The following is a 16,945-nucleotide window of genomic DNA, read 5'->3' on the forward strand; positions in this document are numbered from 1 at the left end:
TTATTAAAAAAGCCCTTATTGAAGTCTCAATAAGGGCTTTTTTAGGTTTACTACTTAACACAAAATAATAACCACACTTTTGATTAAGTGAGTTTTAGAAACCCACTTCAGTTATTTAACTGAAGTGGGTTACTGATTTAAATATCTGTTTGGTTATTACCATTTTCAATTAAGTGTTTAATCATTTCCTCTGATTGATTTTGAACATCAACTGCTGGCGCTGCCTCATCAACACTTCCTCCACTTTGTGCAGGGCTATAAGCAATTGCAGAGCCTTCATCGTCAATAAAAGTATTAAGAGCAACGAGTTGCTCGGTGTCTTCGTCAATAATTACATCATTGATATTAAGGGGCTCTGTAGAGCTCATTGACACCGTTTGCTCTGTACTCGATAAAGCACTTACATTACTTAAATTAACCGTTTCTCCTAAGGCATCGCTGGTTACTGCTGCATTTGGTATAGTGGCGCCTAATGCTGCTTCTTCGCTAAACGGCTCAGCGGCCCCTTCTAAGCCAAATGTTGTATCGGTGGCACTTGCACTGCTTCCTGCGCTAGCAAGTTGTGGGTCGTTTCCTTGGTCAATAATATTGTCATTAATATCTTTAATTAAATAATTACCGGCTTCATCAACTGTGATAAAGCGATAATCAGACCAAGAACCTAAATCAAGAACTGATAATAATGAACTCCAATTTCCATTCTCATCAGGTTGAATTTCCATAGCGCTTTCTAGCACATTTAAGTTTAGGTTTAACACCTCAAGGCCAAGTAAGTTTGCTCCTACAACATATACACTATTTCCTTCTTCTACTGTGCCTTCTGCAGTTAAGCCTATTCCTAGTAAGCCCCAGTAATAGTTAGACACTTCGAAGTCTACCGGCGTTGAGTCAATCACTAACCCAGATAAGCTTCCACTTGAAGTAACATTTCCAGATTCATCAGTAGCGGTAGCCGTTACAGTGTATGCCCCATCGAGTAAAGCGTTGTCTGGTGATACGCTCCATACACCTGTCTCACCCGCTGTTGTATCCTTGGTTACAACAGTACCGCTTTCATCTATAAAGCTTACGGTAATATCTTCATTTGCTCCTGCGGTACCGGTGATCTTAGGTGTGCTATCGGCTGTTAATTCTAAACCAGAGTTAATTACTATGCCTGAATCAACTATGCTGCTTATAGATTGCTCGCCAATATTACCTGCATTATCAAGTACGCTTACATCAACACTGTAATTCCCTTCACTAAGAGGCTGCGAAGCTGTAACACTCCACGACCCGTCTGTGTTTACTGTTGTTGAAACATTGTGTGTTTCACCTAGTGCGTCAGTAAACATCACCATAACTGCAGCTCCCGCAAAACTTCCGGTTACCGAGCCTGTAATAGTCGGTGTGGTATCTTGGCCTACTGCAATAGGGTCTATAAATACAATAGGTGCTGTGTAATCAGTACTTGAAACCATGGTATCGCTTGATGAGTTTCCTGCAGCATCACTCACTGTTGCAGTAGCACTAAAACCGCCTTCACTAAGCGGCGTAACAGCTGTGACTGACCAAGTTCCGTTACCTGCCACTTGCGCAGTTAATGTTTGCGAATCACTATTAGCATCAGTAAGTACTACGCTTATGGTTGTACCTGCCGGAGCATCACTTGTACCTGAGATGGTTGGCAGTGAGTTATTCGTAACTGCAAGTTCATTAATTTCAATTGTAGGCGGAGTTAAGTCAACTATGCCATTAAGACTTGTAGAGCTTGTAAGGTTTAAGTTTTCGACTGTCGCATCAACCGTAAATGCACCTTCAGCTAATGGAATGGTCGGTATTAATGTCCATACACCAGCAATAGCTTGAGTGTTATAGGTTGTTGCATTACCACTGCTATCTGTAATAACAACTTCTACATTACCGTTTATTACATCGGTAGTACCACTAATAGTAGGGGTTGTATCGCTTGTATCTATTATTGGGTTAATTAATAGACTCGGTAAAGTGGTGCTCACAACGCCCGTTTGCGTCACCGTTGCTATATTGCCTGCGTTATCAATACTAATAGCCTCGACGGTTAAATCACCCTCAGCAAGTAAAGGTGCAACAACAAGCCACGTGCCATCTCCTAATACTGTTGTAGTAACTTCATAAAGTGTGTTTGTAGAGTCGGTAATATTAACAGTGATTAAGCTGCCGGTTTCTTCGTCACTGGTGCCAGTAATAGTAGGCGTTAATGTATTAAGTACACCAAAGGCGTCTATTTCTAACGATGGCGGTATGGTATCAATCGTCACTTGCTCAGTAGCAGACTGGCCTAGATTACCCGCAGCATCAGTAATACTTGCGAATACACTATATATACCATCAGGTAGGCTAGTGGTTACTAATGACCACGTGCCATCGCTACCAACAAGGGCATCAAATACTGTTGCGTTGCCGTTACTATCTATCACAGTTACATCAATGTCTGTGCCTTGAGCTTCTTCAGAAGTACCAGAAATAGTTAGAATGTCAGTATTGCTGATGCTCAACGGTAAAATATCTACCACAGGCACTAACGTATCAACAACAAACTCGAGCGTTTGTGTTACTACATTGCCAGCATCATCAGTAATACTCACGTTGGCGACATGCTGCCCTTCAGTCAGCGCATCAACTTCCAATGAAAATAGCCCTGCTGCATTCACTGTTGTTGTTAGTACTGAGCCTCCGTCCAGCTGAATCTCTACCACTCCATTAATTAAATCACTGGTCCCTTGAATAATTGGAGTAGAATCTGACGTTGTACCAATCACTTGCAAATTAAGTGTTGGTGAGATGGTATCTACTACACTGCTTAGCAGCTGTGTAGCTGTGATCCCGACTTCACTTAATACATTTACAGTTACAGTAAACACGCCCTCAGCAAGTGATTGAGGAACTTGTACAAGCCATGAATTATCTGCCTGCACTATGGCAACCAAATCTTGTGCTATGTTATCGCTATCTACCACTCTCACTAGCACTTCGGTGCCTGGGGCTTGGTCGGTCGTACCGCTAATTACTGGTAAATCACCCTCGCCAGCTACAAAGTCAACTACCGCATTAAGTAACGGCGTTGAAGCATCTACATCTGCCGTCGTAATAGTGGTGGTGTTACCCGCTTCATCAGTTGCAGAGGCTTCAACAACTGATAAGCCAATGATATTAACCGCTAGGCCTAATAACACCCAGTCACCATTGGCATCAGTGGTTACATCGTAAGTTAAGTTAGCCAAATCACCTGCTAATTCTAAATTAACGGTAACTGTTTTACCTTCACCTAAATCGGAAGTACCAGATAAAGATACTAGCTGCCCTAATACGAACGAAGGCACAATAGTAAGCTCTGGCCCTACTGTATCTACTTCGCCACCTGTTTTACTATCAACAGAGGTATTTCCTGCGCTATCAGTAATCGTTGCCGAAACACTGTAAACCCCCTCTGCTAATACGTTGTCTGCAGCGGCTTGCCAGTCTCCATTAGCATCCGTTTGTACGGTAATTTGATGCGATGCGCCAGCTGAGTCAGTAAACGTAACGAAAACGTTTGTATTTGGCTCGTTTGATGTGCCACTAATTAATGGCGTGCTGTCTTGGGTAAGTATTAATGAACTTTGATCAATACTAATTTCTGGCGTAATTGTATCAATATTTGCGTTAGTGATATTGCTGCCTGTATTTCCGGCATTATCAGTAATAAACACTTCTACTGAATATGCCCCTTGCGAAAGGCTATTGCTTGCCTCTACTGACCAAGTTCCACCGGCTTGCACCGTTGTATTGACTGTATGCGCATTACCTTGGAAGTCGGTAAATACCACAGCAACCACATCTCCTACGGCTGCACCTGTTACACTGCCAGAAACGCTAGGTGTTAAATCTGTACTACCTACAATATCGTTAATGCTAACCACTGGTGCGGTTATATCAACCACACCGGTAGTGCTAGTATTTACAGGGTTCCCCGCGGTATCACTTGTTGATGCAGTAACAGTATATGTGCCTTCGCTAAGCGATAAAGGAGCTGCAACTGACCATGTGCCATTTGCACCTACTGTGGCATTAACTGCTTGCTCTGCGCCTAAGCTATCTGTAATCAAAATAGCGACTATAGCGCCTTGAGGGGCTGTACTTGTACCTGAAATTGTAGGTGTTGTATCATTACTCGTTAGTAGCGGTGTAATATTCAATTCTGGGGCTGTTAAATCTATCAGCCCTGTATCTGTTGCACTGCTGGTTAAGCCACCTTCAGCCACACTGGCTGAAACAGTAAACGTGCCCTCAGGAAGGATATTTGTCGCATCTACACTCCATGTATTATCAGTTACAGTTGTTGTAACGGTGTGCGAGACATTATTAACATCGGTAATAGTAACCGTAACTAACGTACCATTTGCAGCACTACTCGACCCAGAAAGCGTAGGTGTTTGATCGTTTGTATCAACAATGGTGTTTATATTAATGGTAGGTGCATTAGTATTAAGCGTGGCAGTAGCATTTGCTTCACTACTGTTACCTGCAGTATCAGTAATGCTTGCTGAAACTGTCACTTGTCCATCAGTTAATGGCGTGGTTACATCAACACTCCAGGCCCCGCCTGCCCCCACAGTCGTTGTGTAGGTATTAGTGCTATCACCATCAGTAATTGTGACATTAATTGTAGTACCTTCAACCTCATTAGATGTACCTGAAATAGTAGGCGTGCTGCTATTAATTGTACCTAATGCGTCAATGGTAATGGTTGGTGCTTGAGTATCAACAAGCCCTGTTCCAGTCGCTGAACCTGTATTATTAGCATCGTCGGTAATACTAACAACAACACTGTAATTTCCTTCAGGTAAATTAGGCGCTGTTGTTTGCCAATTACCATTTGCATCAACCGTAGCAGCTAACGTATGCGTATCACCATTACTATCTGTAATAACAATATCTACATTTGTGCCAGTAGGTTCACCAGATGTACCACTAATAACTGGCGTATCTGTGTTAAATACGGTTATGTCGTCCAATGCGACTATTGGTATCTGAGTATCAATTGTTAAGTCGATTGTTGTGTTAGTGATATTATTGGCGTCGTCAGCAACATTAATTTGCGCTGTATAGTTACCATCTGTAAGTGCAGTTGGTACCTCTACCTGCCAATTTCCATCAGCATCTACTACCGCAAAAAAGGTTTGGCCATCAATGCTAATTATTACATCAGCACCTATAGCATCACTGGTGCCTGATAGGGTTGGCGTTGTATCTGCTGTAGTGTCGGTAGGATTAACGCTAAGAGTAGGTGCTATGCTGTCTATTTCACCTTGTGCTTGCTCTGTGGTTAAATTACCCACATCGTCTCTTACCTCTGCGGTAACTGTGTACTGCCCTTGTGCTAACTCGGTTGGTACTTCAACAGACCAACTTCCATTAGCTTGAACTATGGCAGTAAACTGCTGGCTTTGACTTGCACTATCTACAACGGTTAGTTCTACCTCGGTTCCTTGAACCATATCAGTAACACCAGAGATCACAGGCGTTGCATCATTCGATAATGCATCTACAGTAACGGTAAGCGCAGGTGCTTCATTATCAAAATTAAGTGAGTTGACGCTCGCAACATTGCCGGCTGCATCACTTGCAGTTGCAGTAACATACGCAAGACTAAGCAGAGGTACTGTTATGTTGGCAAGTCCCCATGTGCCATCAGCATTCGTGGTAGCAGTGTACGTTGCGCCCACTAAACCACCGACTAAATACTCGGTAATTGTGATCACTGACCCTTCTGGTAAATCAGAATCCCCTGAAAGAGAGACTAAATTGCCTAGGGCAAACGAAGGAATGATCTCTAAAGTCGGTGGCGTTACATCCACTTCGCCGCTGTCTGTACCTGTGCCCGTGTTACCCGCTGCATCCGTGATGCTCGCGCTGACACTGTAGTTACCTTCAGCTAAATCTGTCGCTGGGGTGGCACTCCAATTACCATTCGCATCGGTTTGTACATCAATAGTTTGTACGGCATTGGCTGCATCGGTAAAGGTTACCGTGACGGTGCTGTTTGGTGCATCACTGGTGCCCGTAACTATTGGCGAGCTGTCGTTGGTGAGCGCTGGTGCATCCACACTCACACTTGGCGCGGTGGTATCGATGTTACCGCTGCCGCTGATATCAATGCTGTTACCTGCATCATCGCTAATGCTGGCCTCAATGCTGTACGGTCCTTCTGCAAGTGACGTCGGTACTTCCACTGAGAAGTTGCCGCTCGCATCCACGGTGGTGGTAAAGGTTTGCTCGGCCCCTAAATCATCGATAACCGTAAAGGTGATCACGGTGCCTTCAACCGCATCACTGGTGCCGCTTAGAGTCGGTGTGGCATCGTTACTTGAACCTGGGCTGGTTAAATCAAGTGTTGGCGCAATGGTATCAACCTCCCCTGCACCTGTGGCGGTCGCTGTGTTACCCGCGGCATCGCTTACGCTTGCACTTACGGTAAAGTTGCCCTCAGCAAGGGCTGTTGTAACCGGCACTGACCATGTACCACTTGCGCCCACTGTAGCGGTAATGGTTTGCGCTGCACCGGCGTTGTCTGTCACAATAATTGTCACTTCACTGCCTTGTGGCGCATCACTTGTGCCGGAGATCGTCGGTGTTGTGTCGTTGCTAACGCCGTTATCTGTAATAACAAGGCTCGGTGGGGTTAAATCAATCTCACCGGTTTCGCTCGCGCTGCCGATATTACCCAGACCATCGTCTACCTCGGCGGTTACCGTGTATTCACCTTGTGCTAATTCACTCGGTGCATCAACGCTCCATACGCCACCGGTTACGGTGGTGGTTGTGGTGGTTTCAGCGCCTGCACTGTCTACAAACGTTAAGCTAATGGTGGTGCCATCGGCTGCATCGCTTGTCCCATTAATGGTTGGCGTGGTGTCGTTGGTATCAACCAAGGTATTAATGCTAATGCTTGGCGCGGTGGTGTTCAGCGTGGCTGTTTCACTAACCGTGGTGGTGTTACCGGCGTTGTCGCTCACGCTGGCTTCAATGGTCAGCTCACCATCAACCAGTGCATTTGGTACATCGGCTGACCAGCTGCCACCCGCTTGGACTGTGGCTGTAAAGATTTCGGTGGTAATGCCATCGCTAACGCTGATGCTGATTACCGTGCCCGCTGGTGCATTCGTGGAACCACTAATAGTTGGCGTGCTGTCGTTGGTCGCGCCGACGGTATCAAGCACAAGTGTCGGGGCAAGGCTATCAATGGTGCCTGCTTGCACGGCGCCCCCGGTATTGCCTGCCGCATCGGTAATGCTGGCTTGCACACTGTAGCTGCCTTCTGGTAATTCAGGGCTGGTTGCTTGCCAGTTGCCGTTGGCATCCACGGTGGCGGTGAGCGGTGTTTCATCGCCATTACTGTCGGTGATAACAATGTTTACAACTGTGCCTTCTGGCTCAGTTGAAGTACCACTAATAAGTGGAGTACTGTCGTTACCAAGTCCCAGTGCATCCACGGTTACAACCGGGGTAATAGTATCTACATTGCCACTGCTGTTGGCGGTACTTTCATTGCCTGCGGCATCAGTAATACTGGCCGTTACAGTAAAGTCACCTTGTGCCAGAGCACTTGGCACTTCAATATCCCAATGCCCATCCGTACCAACGGTGGTGGTAAAGGTTTGCACAGCGCCATCACTGTCAGTCACGGTGAGTGTTACCGTGCCGCCAATTTCGTTACTGGTGCCTTGTAATGTCGGGGTTAAGTCGTTTATATCGCCTACATTTTGTATCGTAAGCGTTGGCGCTTGCGTGTCGATAGTCGTGGTTTCACTCACGGTGGTTTCGTTACCTACGCTGTCGCGTACGCTCACTTCAATCGTGCTTTCACCTTCACTGAGTGGTGTCGCTGGGGTGGCGCTCCACTCGCCGTTGGCATCAACAAGGGCGGTAATGGTTTGTGGGTTACCGTCACTGTCGGTCACCACAATCGTTACTTGTGCCCCTTCGCCTGCGTCACTTGTACCGCTGATTATAGGTGTATTGCTATTGCTTTGTGCATCCACCTCAACTGTGAGTGTAGGTGGTGTGTTATCAAAGTCATCTGAGCTGATTGTGCGTGTGTTCCCTGCTGCATCTGTGGCTGTGGCAATCACAGAGCCTACATCCAGTAGTGATACATCAAGCCCCACCAAAGACCAATTACCGTTGGCATCGGTTGTGGTGGTGTAAGTTACACCCACTCCTCCGCCAATGAGTTGCTCGGTGATGGTGATTTCACTGCCCGCTGGCAGGTCAGATGTACCACTTAGGGTAACCAATAAACCAAGCTCGAAGGTCGGCGTAAAGGCAAGGATTGGTGGAGTCACATCCACTTCGCCGCTGTCTGTCCCTGTGCCCGTGTTGCCCGCTGCATCCGTGATGCTCGCGCTGACACTGTAGTTACCTTCAGCTAAATCCGTCGCTGGGGTGGCACTCCAGTTGCCGTTGGCATCAGTTTGTACATCAATAGTTTGTACGGCATTGGCTGCATCGGTAAAGGTTACCGTAACGGTGCTGTTTGGAGCATCACTGGTGCCCGTAACCGTTGGTGAGCTGTCGTTGGTGAGCGCTGGTGCATCCACACTCACACTTGGCGCGGTGGTATCGATGTTACCGCTGCCAGAGATATCAGTGCTGTTACCCGCCGCATCACTAATAGTCGCTTCAATGCTGTAAGGGCCTTCAGCCAATGCGTTTGGCACTTCGATTGAGAAGTTGCCGCTCGCATCCACAGTCGTCGTAAAGGTTTGCTCTGCCCCTAAATCATCGGTAACGGTAAAGGTGATCACGGTGCCTTCAACCGCATCACTGGTGCCGCTTAGGGTCGGTGTAACATCGTTACTTGAACCTGGGCTGGTTAAATCAAGCGTTGGCGCAATGGTATCAACCTCCCCTGCGCCTGTGGCGGTCGCTGTGTTACCCGCTGCATCGCTTACGCTTGCACTTACGGTAAAGTTGCCCTCAGCAACTACTTGTGAGGCAGCCACACTCCACGTGCCATTAGCTCCTAGGGTCGTTGTAACCGTATGGGTCACATTATTACTATCGGTGATCTCTACTGTTACGGTGCTGCCTTGCGGTGCATTCGAGGTGCCGGTGATCGTTGGGGTTGTATCATTGGTAACAACTAGCTCATTCACTTCAATCGCTGGGATAGTGGTGTCGATTAAGCCTATTTCAGTTACAGAACTTGTATTACCACCGCTATCCGTCACACTGGCGGTAACTTCATAGTTACCTTCTGCTAACGCATCTGGAGCTTCAACGCTCCAGACACCACCGGTTACGGTGGTATCAATAGACGTAATATTCCCCGCGCTATCTTCAAACGTTAAGCTAATGGTGGTGCCATCTGCTGCATCGCTTGTCCCATTAATGGTTGGTGTGGTGTCGTTGGTATCAACCAAGGTATTAATGCTAATACTTGGCGCGGTGGTGTTCAGCGTGGCTGTTTCACTAACTGTGGTGGTGTTACCGGCGTTGTCGCTCACGCTGGCTTCAATGGTCAGCTCACCATCAACCAGTGCATTTGGTACATCGGCTGACCAGCTGCCACCCGCTTGGACTGTGGCTGTAAAGATTTCGGTGGTAATGCCATCGCTAACGCTGATGCTGATTACCGTGCCCGCTGGTGCATTCGTGGAACCACTAATAGTTGGCGTGCTGTCGTTGGTCGCGCCGACGGTATCAAGCACAAGTGTCGGGGCAAGGCTATCTATGGTGCCCGATTGCGTAGCGCCGCCTGTATTGCCCGCCGCATCCGTAATGCTGGCTTGTACACTGTAGCTGCCATCAGGTAATTCTGGGCTGATTGCTTGCCAGTTGCCGTTGACATCCACGGTGGCGGTGAGCGGTGTTTCATCGCCATTACTGTCGGTGATTACAATGTTTACAACTGTGCCTTCTGGCTCAGTTGAAGTACCACTAATAAGTGGGGTGCTGTCGTTACCAAGCCCCAGTGCATCCACAATTACAACTGGGGTAATGGTATCAACATTGCCACTGCTGTTAGCGGTGCTCTCATTGCCTGCGGCATCAGTAATACTGGCCGTTACAGTAAAGTCACCTTGTGCCAGGGCACTTGGCACTTCAATATCCCAATGCCCATCCGTACCAACGGTGGTGGTAATGGTTTGCACTGCGCCATCACTGTCGGTCACGGTGAGTGTTACCGTGCCGCCAATTTCGTTACTGGTGCCTTGTAATGTCGGGGTTAAGTCGTTCACATCACCCACGGTTTGCATGGTTAATGTGGGTGCTTGCGTATCTAAAGTAATTGTATCGGTTACTGTTGTTGTGTTTCCTGCTTCATCAGACACGCTCACTTCGATGGTGTTATCACCTTCATTCAAGTCTGTTTGAGGGGCTACTTGCCAATTTCCATTGGCATCTACTGTGGTTGTTAGTGATTGTTCGACACCGTTTTCATCAGTGATCACTACAGTAATCGTTGTACCTACATCGGCATCACTCGTACCTGAAATAGTTGGTGTTGTATCATTCGTTACAGCATCAAAATTAACGGTTAAACTTGGCCCCGCAGTATCAATATTACCGGTTGCTGTGTCTAAAGCACTATTGCCTGCAGCATCAGAAACCTCTGCCTGTACAGTATAATCCCCTGAAGCCAACTCTTGAGAAAGCTCTACACTCCAGTTCCCTTGTGCATCCGTTGTCGTATTAAACGAGCGAACAACTCCTTGTGAATCTGTAACAGTCAAGCTTATTACAGTGCCAGATACAACGCCTGTAGTGTTACCAGCAATAATTGGTGTTGTATCATTACTGGTTTCTAGATCGTTAATTTGTATGGTTGGCGGCGTAATATCAATTACGGCATCAAGTTCTGCTATGGCTGAACCACCGCCTAAATCAGTTACTGTTGCACTGATTGATACACTTCCCTCAGGTAAATCGGCTGGCGGAGTAACACTCCACTGTCCGTTTGCATCAACAACCGTAGTTAAGGTGATAGTCGCACCTGTAGAGTCTGTGATCTGAACTTCAACAGACGAACCTACTTCTGCATTAAATGTATCACCGCTTATTTGTGGGGTTTGATCGTTAGTTTCACCAATCACATCAATAGTGATAGTTAACGCACTTGTATCAATAGTACCAGAGGCGCTTGCAGTACCTTCATTGCCAGCGTTATCGCTAATAGTAGCATCAACAGTATAGCTACCTTCGGCTAAAGCTACGGGTACTTCAACTGCCCAGCTACCATCTGCAATAACTTGTGCGGTGATGGTTTGCACTGCACCATTTGCATCCGTTACAGTTAAAGTAACGGTTGAGCCTGTAGGTACCCCGCTGACCGTACCTGATAGAGTTGGTGTAGTATCACTTGTATCACCTAACGCATTTATGGTCACAACCGGCGCAGTTGTATCGACTTCGCCTATGGTAGTGGCCGTGGTTTCATTACCAGCGTTATCGGTTACCGATACCTCAACGGTAAATTCACCTTCACTTAGCTCATTCGGTACCTCCACACTAAAGGTGCCATCGGCTTGCACTTCGGTAGTAATGGTTTGTGGGTTACCCGCTTCATCAGTCACAGTAATCGTAACAACTGTGCCCTCAGGCTCGCCCGTTGCAGACCCTGAAATAGTGGGGGTGGCGTCGTTTGTATCACCCACGGGATCTATTATTACTGTAGGCGCTGCGGTATCAACCTCACCTGTGGTGGTTGCTGTAGTTTCATTACCTGCGTTATCGGTTACCGATACCTCAACGGTAAATTCACCTTCACTTAGCTCATTGGGTACATCTACACTAAAGGTACCATCGGCTTGCACTTCGGTAGTAATGGTTTGAGGGTTACCCGCTTCATCCGTCACGGTGATCGTAACAACGGTGCCCTCTGGCTCGCCCGTGGCAGACCCTGAAATAGTCGGTGTGGTGTCGTTTGTATCACCCACGGGATCAATTAACACTGTGGGCGCAGTTGTATCAACCTCCCCTGTGGTAGTGGCCGTAGTTTCATTACCAGCGTTATCGGTTACCGATACCTCAACGGTAAATTCACCTTCACTTAGCTCATTCGGTACATCCACACTAAAGGTACCATCGGTTTGCACTTCGGTAGTAATGGTTTGAGGGTTACCCGCTTCATCCGTCACGGTGATCGTAACAACGGTGCCCTCTGGCTCGCCCGTGGCAGACCCTGAAATAGTCGGTGTGGTGTCGTTTGTATCACCCACGGGATCAATTAACACTGTGGGCGCTGCGGTATCTACTTCACCTGTGGTGGTTGCTGTAGTTTCATTACCTGCATTATCAGTTACCGATACCTCAACGGTAAATTCACCTTCACTTAGCTCATTCGGTACATCCACACTAAAGGTGCCGTCGGCTTGCACTTCGGTAGTAATGGTTTGTGGGTTACCCGCTTCATCCGTCACGGTGATCGTAACAACGGTGCCCTCAGGCTCACCCGTTGCAGACCCTGAAATAGTCGGTGTGGTGTCGTTTGTATCACCCACGGGATCTATTATTACTGTAGGCGCTGCGGTATCAACCTCACCTGTGGTGGTTGCTGTAGTTTCATTACCTGCGTTATCGGTTACCGATACCTCAATGGTAAATTCACCTTCACTTAGCTCATTGGGTACATCTACACTAAAGGTGCCATCGGCTTGCACTTCGGTAGTAATTGTTTGCAGATTACCCGCTTCATCCGTCACGGTGATCGTAACAACGGTGCCCTCAGGCTCACCCGTTGCAGACCCTGAAATAGTCGGTGTGGTGTCGTTTGTATCACCCACCGGGTCAATTAACACTGTGGGCGCTGCGGTATCAACCTCACCTGTGGTAGTGACCGTGGTTTCATTACCTGCGTTATCGGTTACCGATACCTCAATGGTAAATTCACCTTCACTTAGCTCATTCGGTACATCCACACTAAAGGTGCCGTCGGCTTGCACTTCGGTAGTAATGGTTTGTGGGTTACCCGCTTCATCCGTCACGGTGATCGTAACAACGGTGCCCTCAGGCTCACCCGTTGCAGACCCTGAAATAGTCGGTGTGGTGTCGTTTGTATCACCCACGGGATCTATTATTACTGTAGGCGCTGCGGTATCAACCTCACCTGTGGTGGTTGCTGTAGTTTCATTACCTGCGTTATCGGTTACCGATACCTCAACGGTAAATTCACCTTCACTTAGCTCATTGGGTACATCTACACTAAAGGTGCCATCGGCTTGCACTTCGGTAGTAATGATTTGTGGGTTACCCGCTTCATCCGTCACGGTAATCGTAACAACTGTGCCCTCAGGCTCGCCCGTGGCAGACCCTGAAATAGTGGGTGTGGTGTCGTTTGTATCACCCACCGGATCAATTGTTAGTGTGGGCGCTGCAGTATCTATAACGCCTGTAGTTGTGGCTGAGGCTTCATTTCCAGCTGCATCAGTGGCTGTGGCCGTGATTGTAAACTCCCCCTCAGCAATTGCAGTCGTTGCACCTACTTGCCAAGAACCATCTTCTGCGACAACTGCCGTTAAGGTTTGCGCATCACCATTAGAGTCTGTTACTGATACAGTGATCAAGCTACCTGGCTCTACATCAGTTGTGGTACCACTAAATACAGGTGTTGAATCGTTAGAGTCAGTAATGTCATTTACACTAATAGTTGGTGCGGTTAAATCTATAGTGCCAGTTTGTGAGTCTTGCGCGCTATTACCAGCACTATCACTTACATTTGCCACCACACTAAACTCACCCTCAGCTAATGCTTGTGGGACATCTATACTCCATGTGCCATCACCATTTATAGCAGTGACAAATTGCTGCTCAGCGCCAGCATTATCAGTCACAATCACTGTAACCACACTACCTGCAGCTAAACCTTGAGTAGAGCCGCTTATAGTAGGCGTTGTATCGTTTGTATCACCAATATTATCTATAGTTACGCTAGGTGCGGTTAAATCTATGGTGCCAGTAACCGTCGCTGTACTGCTATTGCCTGCTTCGTCACTTACACTTGCAGTAACTGTAAAGTCACCTTCGCTAAGCTCATTAAGTATATCGGCGCTATAGCTTCCATCGGCATTAGTAACCGCTGTAATAGTTTGTTGATTACCGTCACTATCGGTTATTAATAAGGTAACCTCAGTACCTTGGGGTACATCTACTACGCTACCTGTCACATTCGGTGTTGTATCGTTTGTATCTGTAATTGGGTTAATAGTAATTGCAGGATCAGTTAAATCAATTTCCCCTACTTCAGTAGCAGAGGCTGTATTGCCAGCAGCATCGGTTACTGTTGCAACCACCGTAAATTGACCCTCTACCAACTCATCGGTTGCTTCGATTGACCACGAACCATCAGCATTTGTGGTTACTTGCACAGTTTCTGTTGCGCCATCGCTGCCTGTAAAGGTAACAGTAACAACCGCACCTGCGTCAACATCTTGCGTAGTACCACTAATTGTTGGAGTGGTATCATTAGTATCAATAATAAAATTAATACTTACGGTTAAATCTACATTACCGACCGTACTTGCTTGTGCCTCATTTCCCGCATCGTCTATAACGGCTGCTACTACGGTAAAATCCCCTTCAGGCAGAGGCTCTGTAACTTGAGCGCTCCAAGAACCATCTTCTTGCGTGACCGCTAAAAGATTAAAAGTACTGCCATCACTTGCGGTAATAGTTAGAGTTATAGTGGTACCAGCAGGCACGTTACCGGTATTACCACTTAAAAATGGCGTGGTATCGTTTGTATCTGCAATAGAGTCAATTTGAATAGAAATAGGGGCAAATGTAACTTCACCACTTGTTTGCGCGGATGCTTCGTTACCCGCAGGGTCACTCACTGTCGCGGTAACACTAAACTCTCCGCCTGGAATAGCGTTTGGCGATTCAACACTCCACGTGCCATCAGCTTCAAGTGTCGTTGTTAAGGTTTGTATATTACCGTCGCTATCGGTTACTAAAACAGTAATTACAGAGCCCTCTGGTGCCCCTTCAACACGGCCTACAAAAGTAGGCGTTGTGTCATTAGTGTCTGCAATGGCCGTAACCGTTATCTCAGGGCTAGTTAAATCAACTAACCCTTGCTCTACAGCTTGTGCTTCATTACCGGCAGTGTCGGTCACGGTTGCATTAACTTCAAACTCACCTTGTGCTAAAGGGGTAGAAACACTTACAGACCAGCTGCCATCATCATCTGTTTGCGTTAACAGCGTTTGAACTTGCCCATTAATATCGGTAATAACCACGGTAATTACCGAGCCTGCTGGCACATCTTGCGCAGAGCCAGTAATAATTGGGGTTGTATCTTGCGTATCGGCAATCGCATTAATTTCTACAATTGGCGCCGTTAAGTCAATAACTCCAGCATCACTTGCAAGTGCTTGGTTGCCTACGCTATCACTCACCTGCGCATCAACAGTAAAATCACCTTCTGGTAGTGCCACACCCACATCAACAGCCCAACTACCATCTTCACCGGTAATGGCTGTTAAAAGCTGCACTTCGCCTGCACTGTCGGTTACTGTAATTGTTACTTCAGTACCTTGTGGCACACCAGTTGTAGTACCAGTTAATGGTGGCGTAGCATTATTAGTTTCACCCGCTACTGTAACTGTAATTTCTGGAGCGGTTAAATCAATACTCGCAACAGCTTGGTCAATTGCTTGGTTACCAGCGGCATCAACTGCTACTGCGTTAACATTAAACTCCCCTTCTGCTAAAGGTGATGTAGTGGTAATACTCCAATTACCTTGTGCATCAACTTGTGTAACAATTGTTTGTTGTGTGCCTGTGCTATCGGTAAGAGTTACAGAGACGTTGTCGCCAGTATTCAAACCCGCTACCGACCCCGTAACCGTTACTGTTTGAGATGCAGAGTCTGCAACAGGGTCAATATTAATTACTGGCGCGGTGGTGTCTATTTCAATAGAAATAGCATCGTTGAACGCATTACCATCTGGGTCGGTGGCTTCTACAACTACGCTCACGGGTCCATCGGCTATCGGGTTAGGTAGTGTAATTTCGAACGTGCCATCAGGGCCAATAACCGCGCTTACTACTTGAGAGTTACCATTTTCATCTGTCACAGTAATATTTACTGTTTCACCCACTAAGTTTTCACTTGTACCACTAATTGTTGGCTGAGATGAATTAGTTAAACCTACCTCATTTAATGATATAGACGCAGTGCCATCATCAGGAACTACCCCATCAGAGGTGTCGCGAATATTTAGCGCTTCTGTAGAATCAGGATCAAAGCTTGAATCAAATGCAACGCTATTAGGGTTAACCCCCTCCGCAATACGTGTAAGCTGAACAAATGAGCTTCCTCCACCAGAGCCCGCACCACCAGCACCACCTGCGGCTGTTGCTTCTAAATTATCTAAAATATCACCATCGCCCTCTAAGGCATCTAAAAAGTCAGTAACATCAGAATTAGCCGCCGTTTGGCCATCGTTATTATCAGTTTGTTCTAAGCTTGCAATGGCCGCATCTAGGCTTTCGTCAAACACGGTGGTTTCGCTGCTATCGCGGGTTTCTTGTGCTAATAAATCAGGGGTGATCTTTACGTTTTGATTAGCAGGAATCGACAGTGTTTCTCCTTGCACATCAATTGTTAGCGATGAATTATCGGCGGTAACCACTAAATCGCCCACAGTAATAGTATCGCCCACTTCAAGTGGCTTAATTGTGCCATCTTCTAAAACAACACCAGCAGACCCTTTTAAGTCTATTACTAATAATTGATTAGATTCCATTTTACTTACCTCAAACATAAGAATTAAAAACTATTAATTAAAATGTAGAACAGCAAAACGCATTAGATACTGTACTCAAGTACAGTTTTTAAAAAAACATTAAAAATAAAAAAGTGGTAGATAATAAATTTTATGCTAGCCAAAACGATTATTTGCGAAATATGCATTTATTGACTAAACCATATGGTAGG

1 protein-coding gene is annotated in these 16,945 nt (G+C 46.6%); it reads right to left on the reverse strand.

The features are described 5' to 3' along the window. Positions 1-137 precede the first annotated feature (137 nt). Positions 138-16,754 carry an Ig-like domain-containing protein gene (locus tag OIZ54_RS10400; protein ID WP_264390353.1) on the reverse strand — a complete coding sequence of 5,539 codons (16,617 nt, stop codon included), beginning with the start codon at positions 16,752-16,754 and terminating at the stop codon, positions 138-140. Positions 16,755-16,945: the final 191 nt, after the last annotated feature.

This window comes from Pseudoalteromonas sp. A3 (genome assembly GCF_025942345.1).
GTDB lineage: Bacteria > Pseudomonadota > Gammaproteobacteria > Enterobacterales > Alteromonadaceae > Pseudoalteromonas > Pseudoalteromonas atlantica.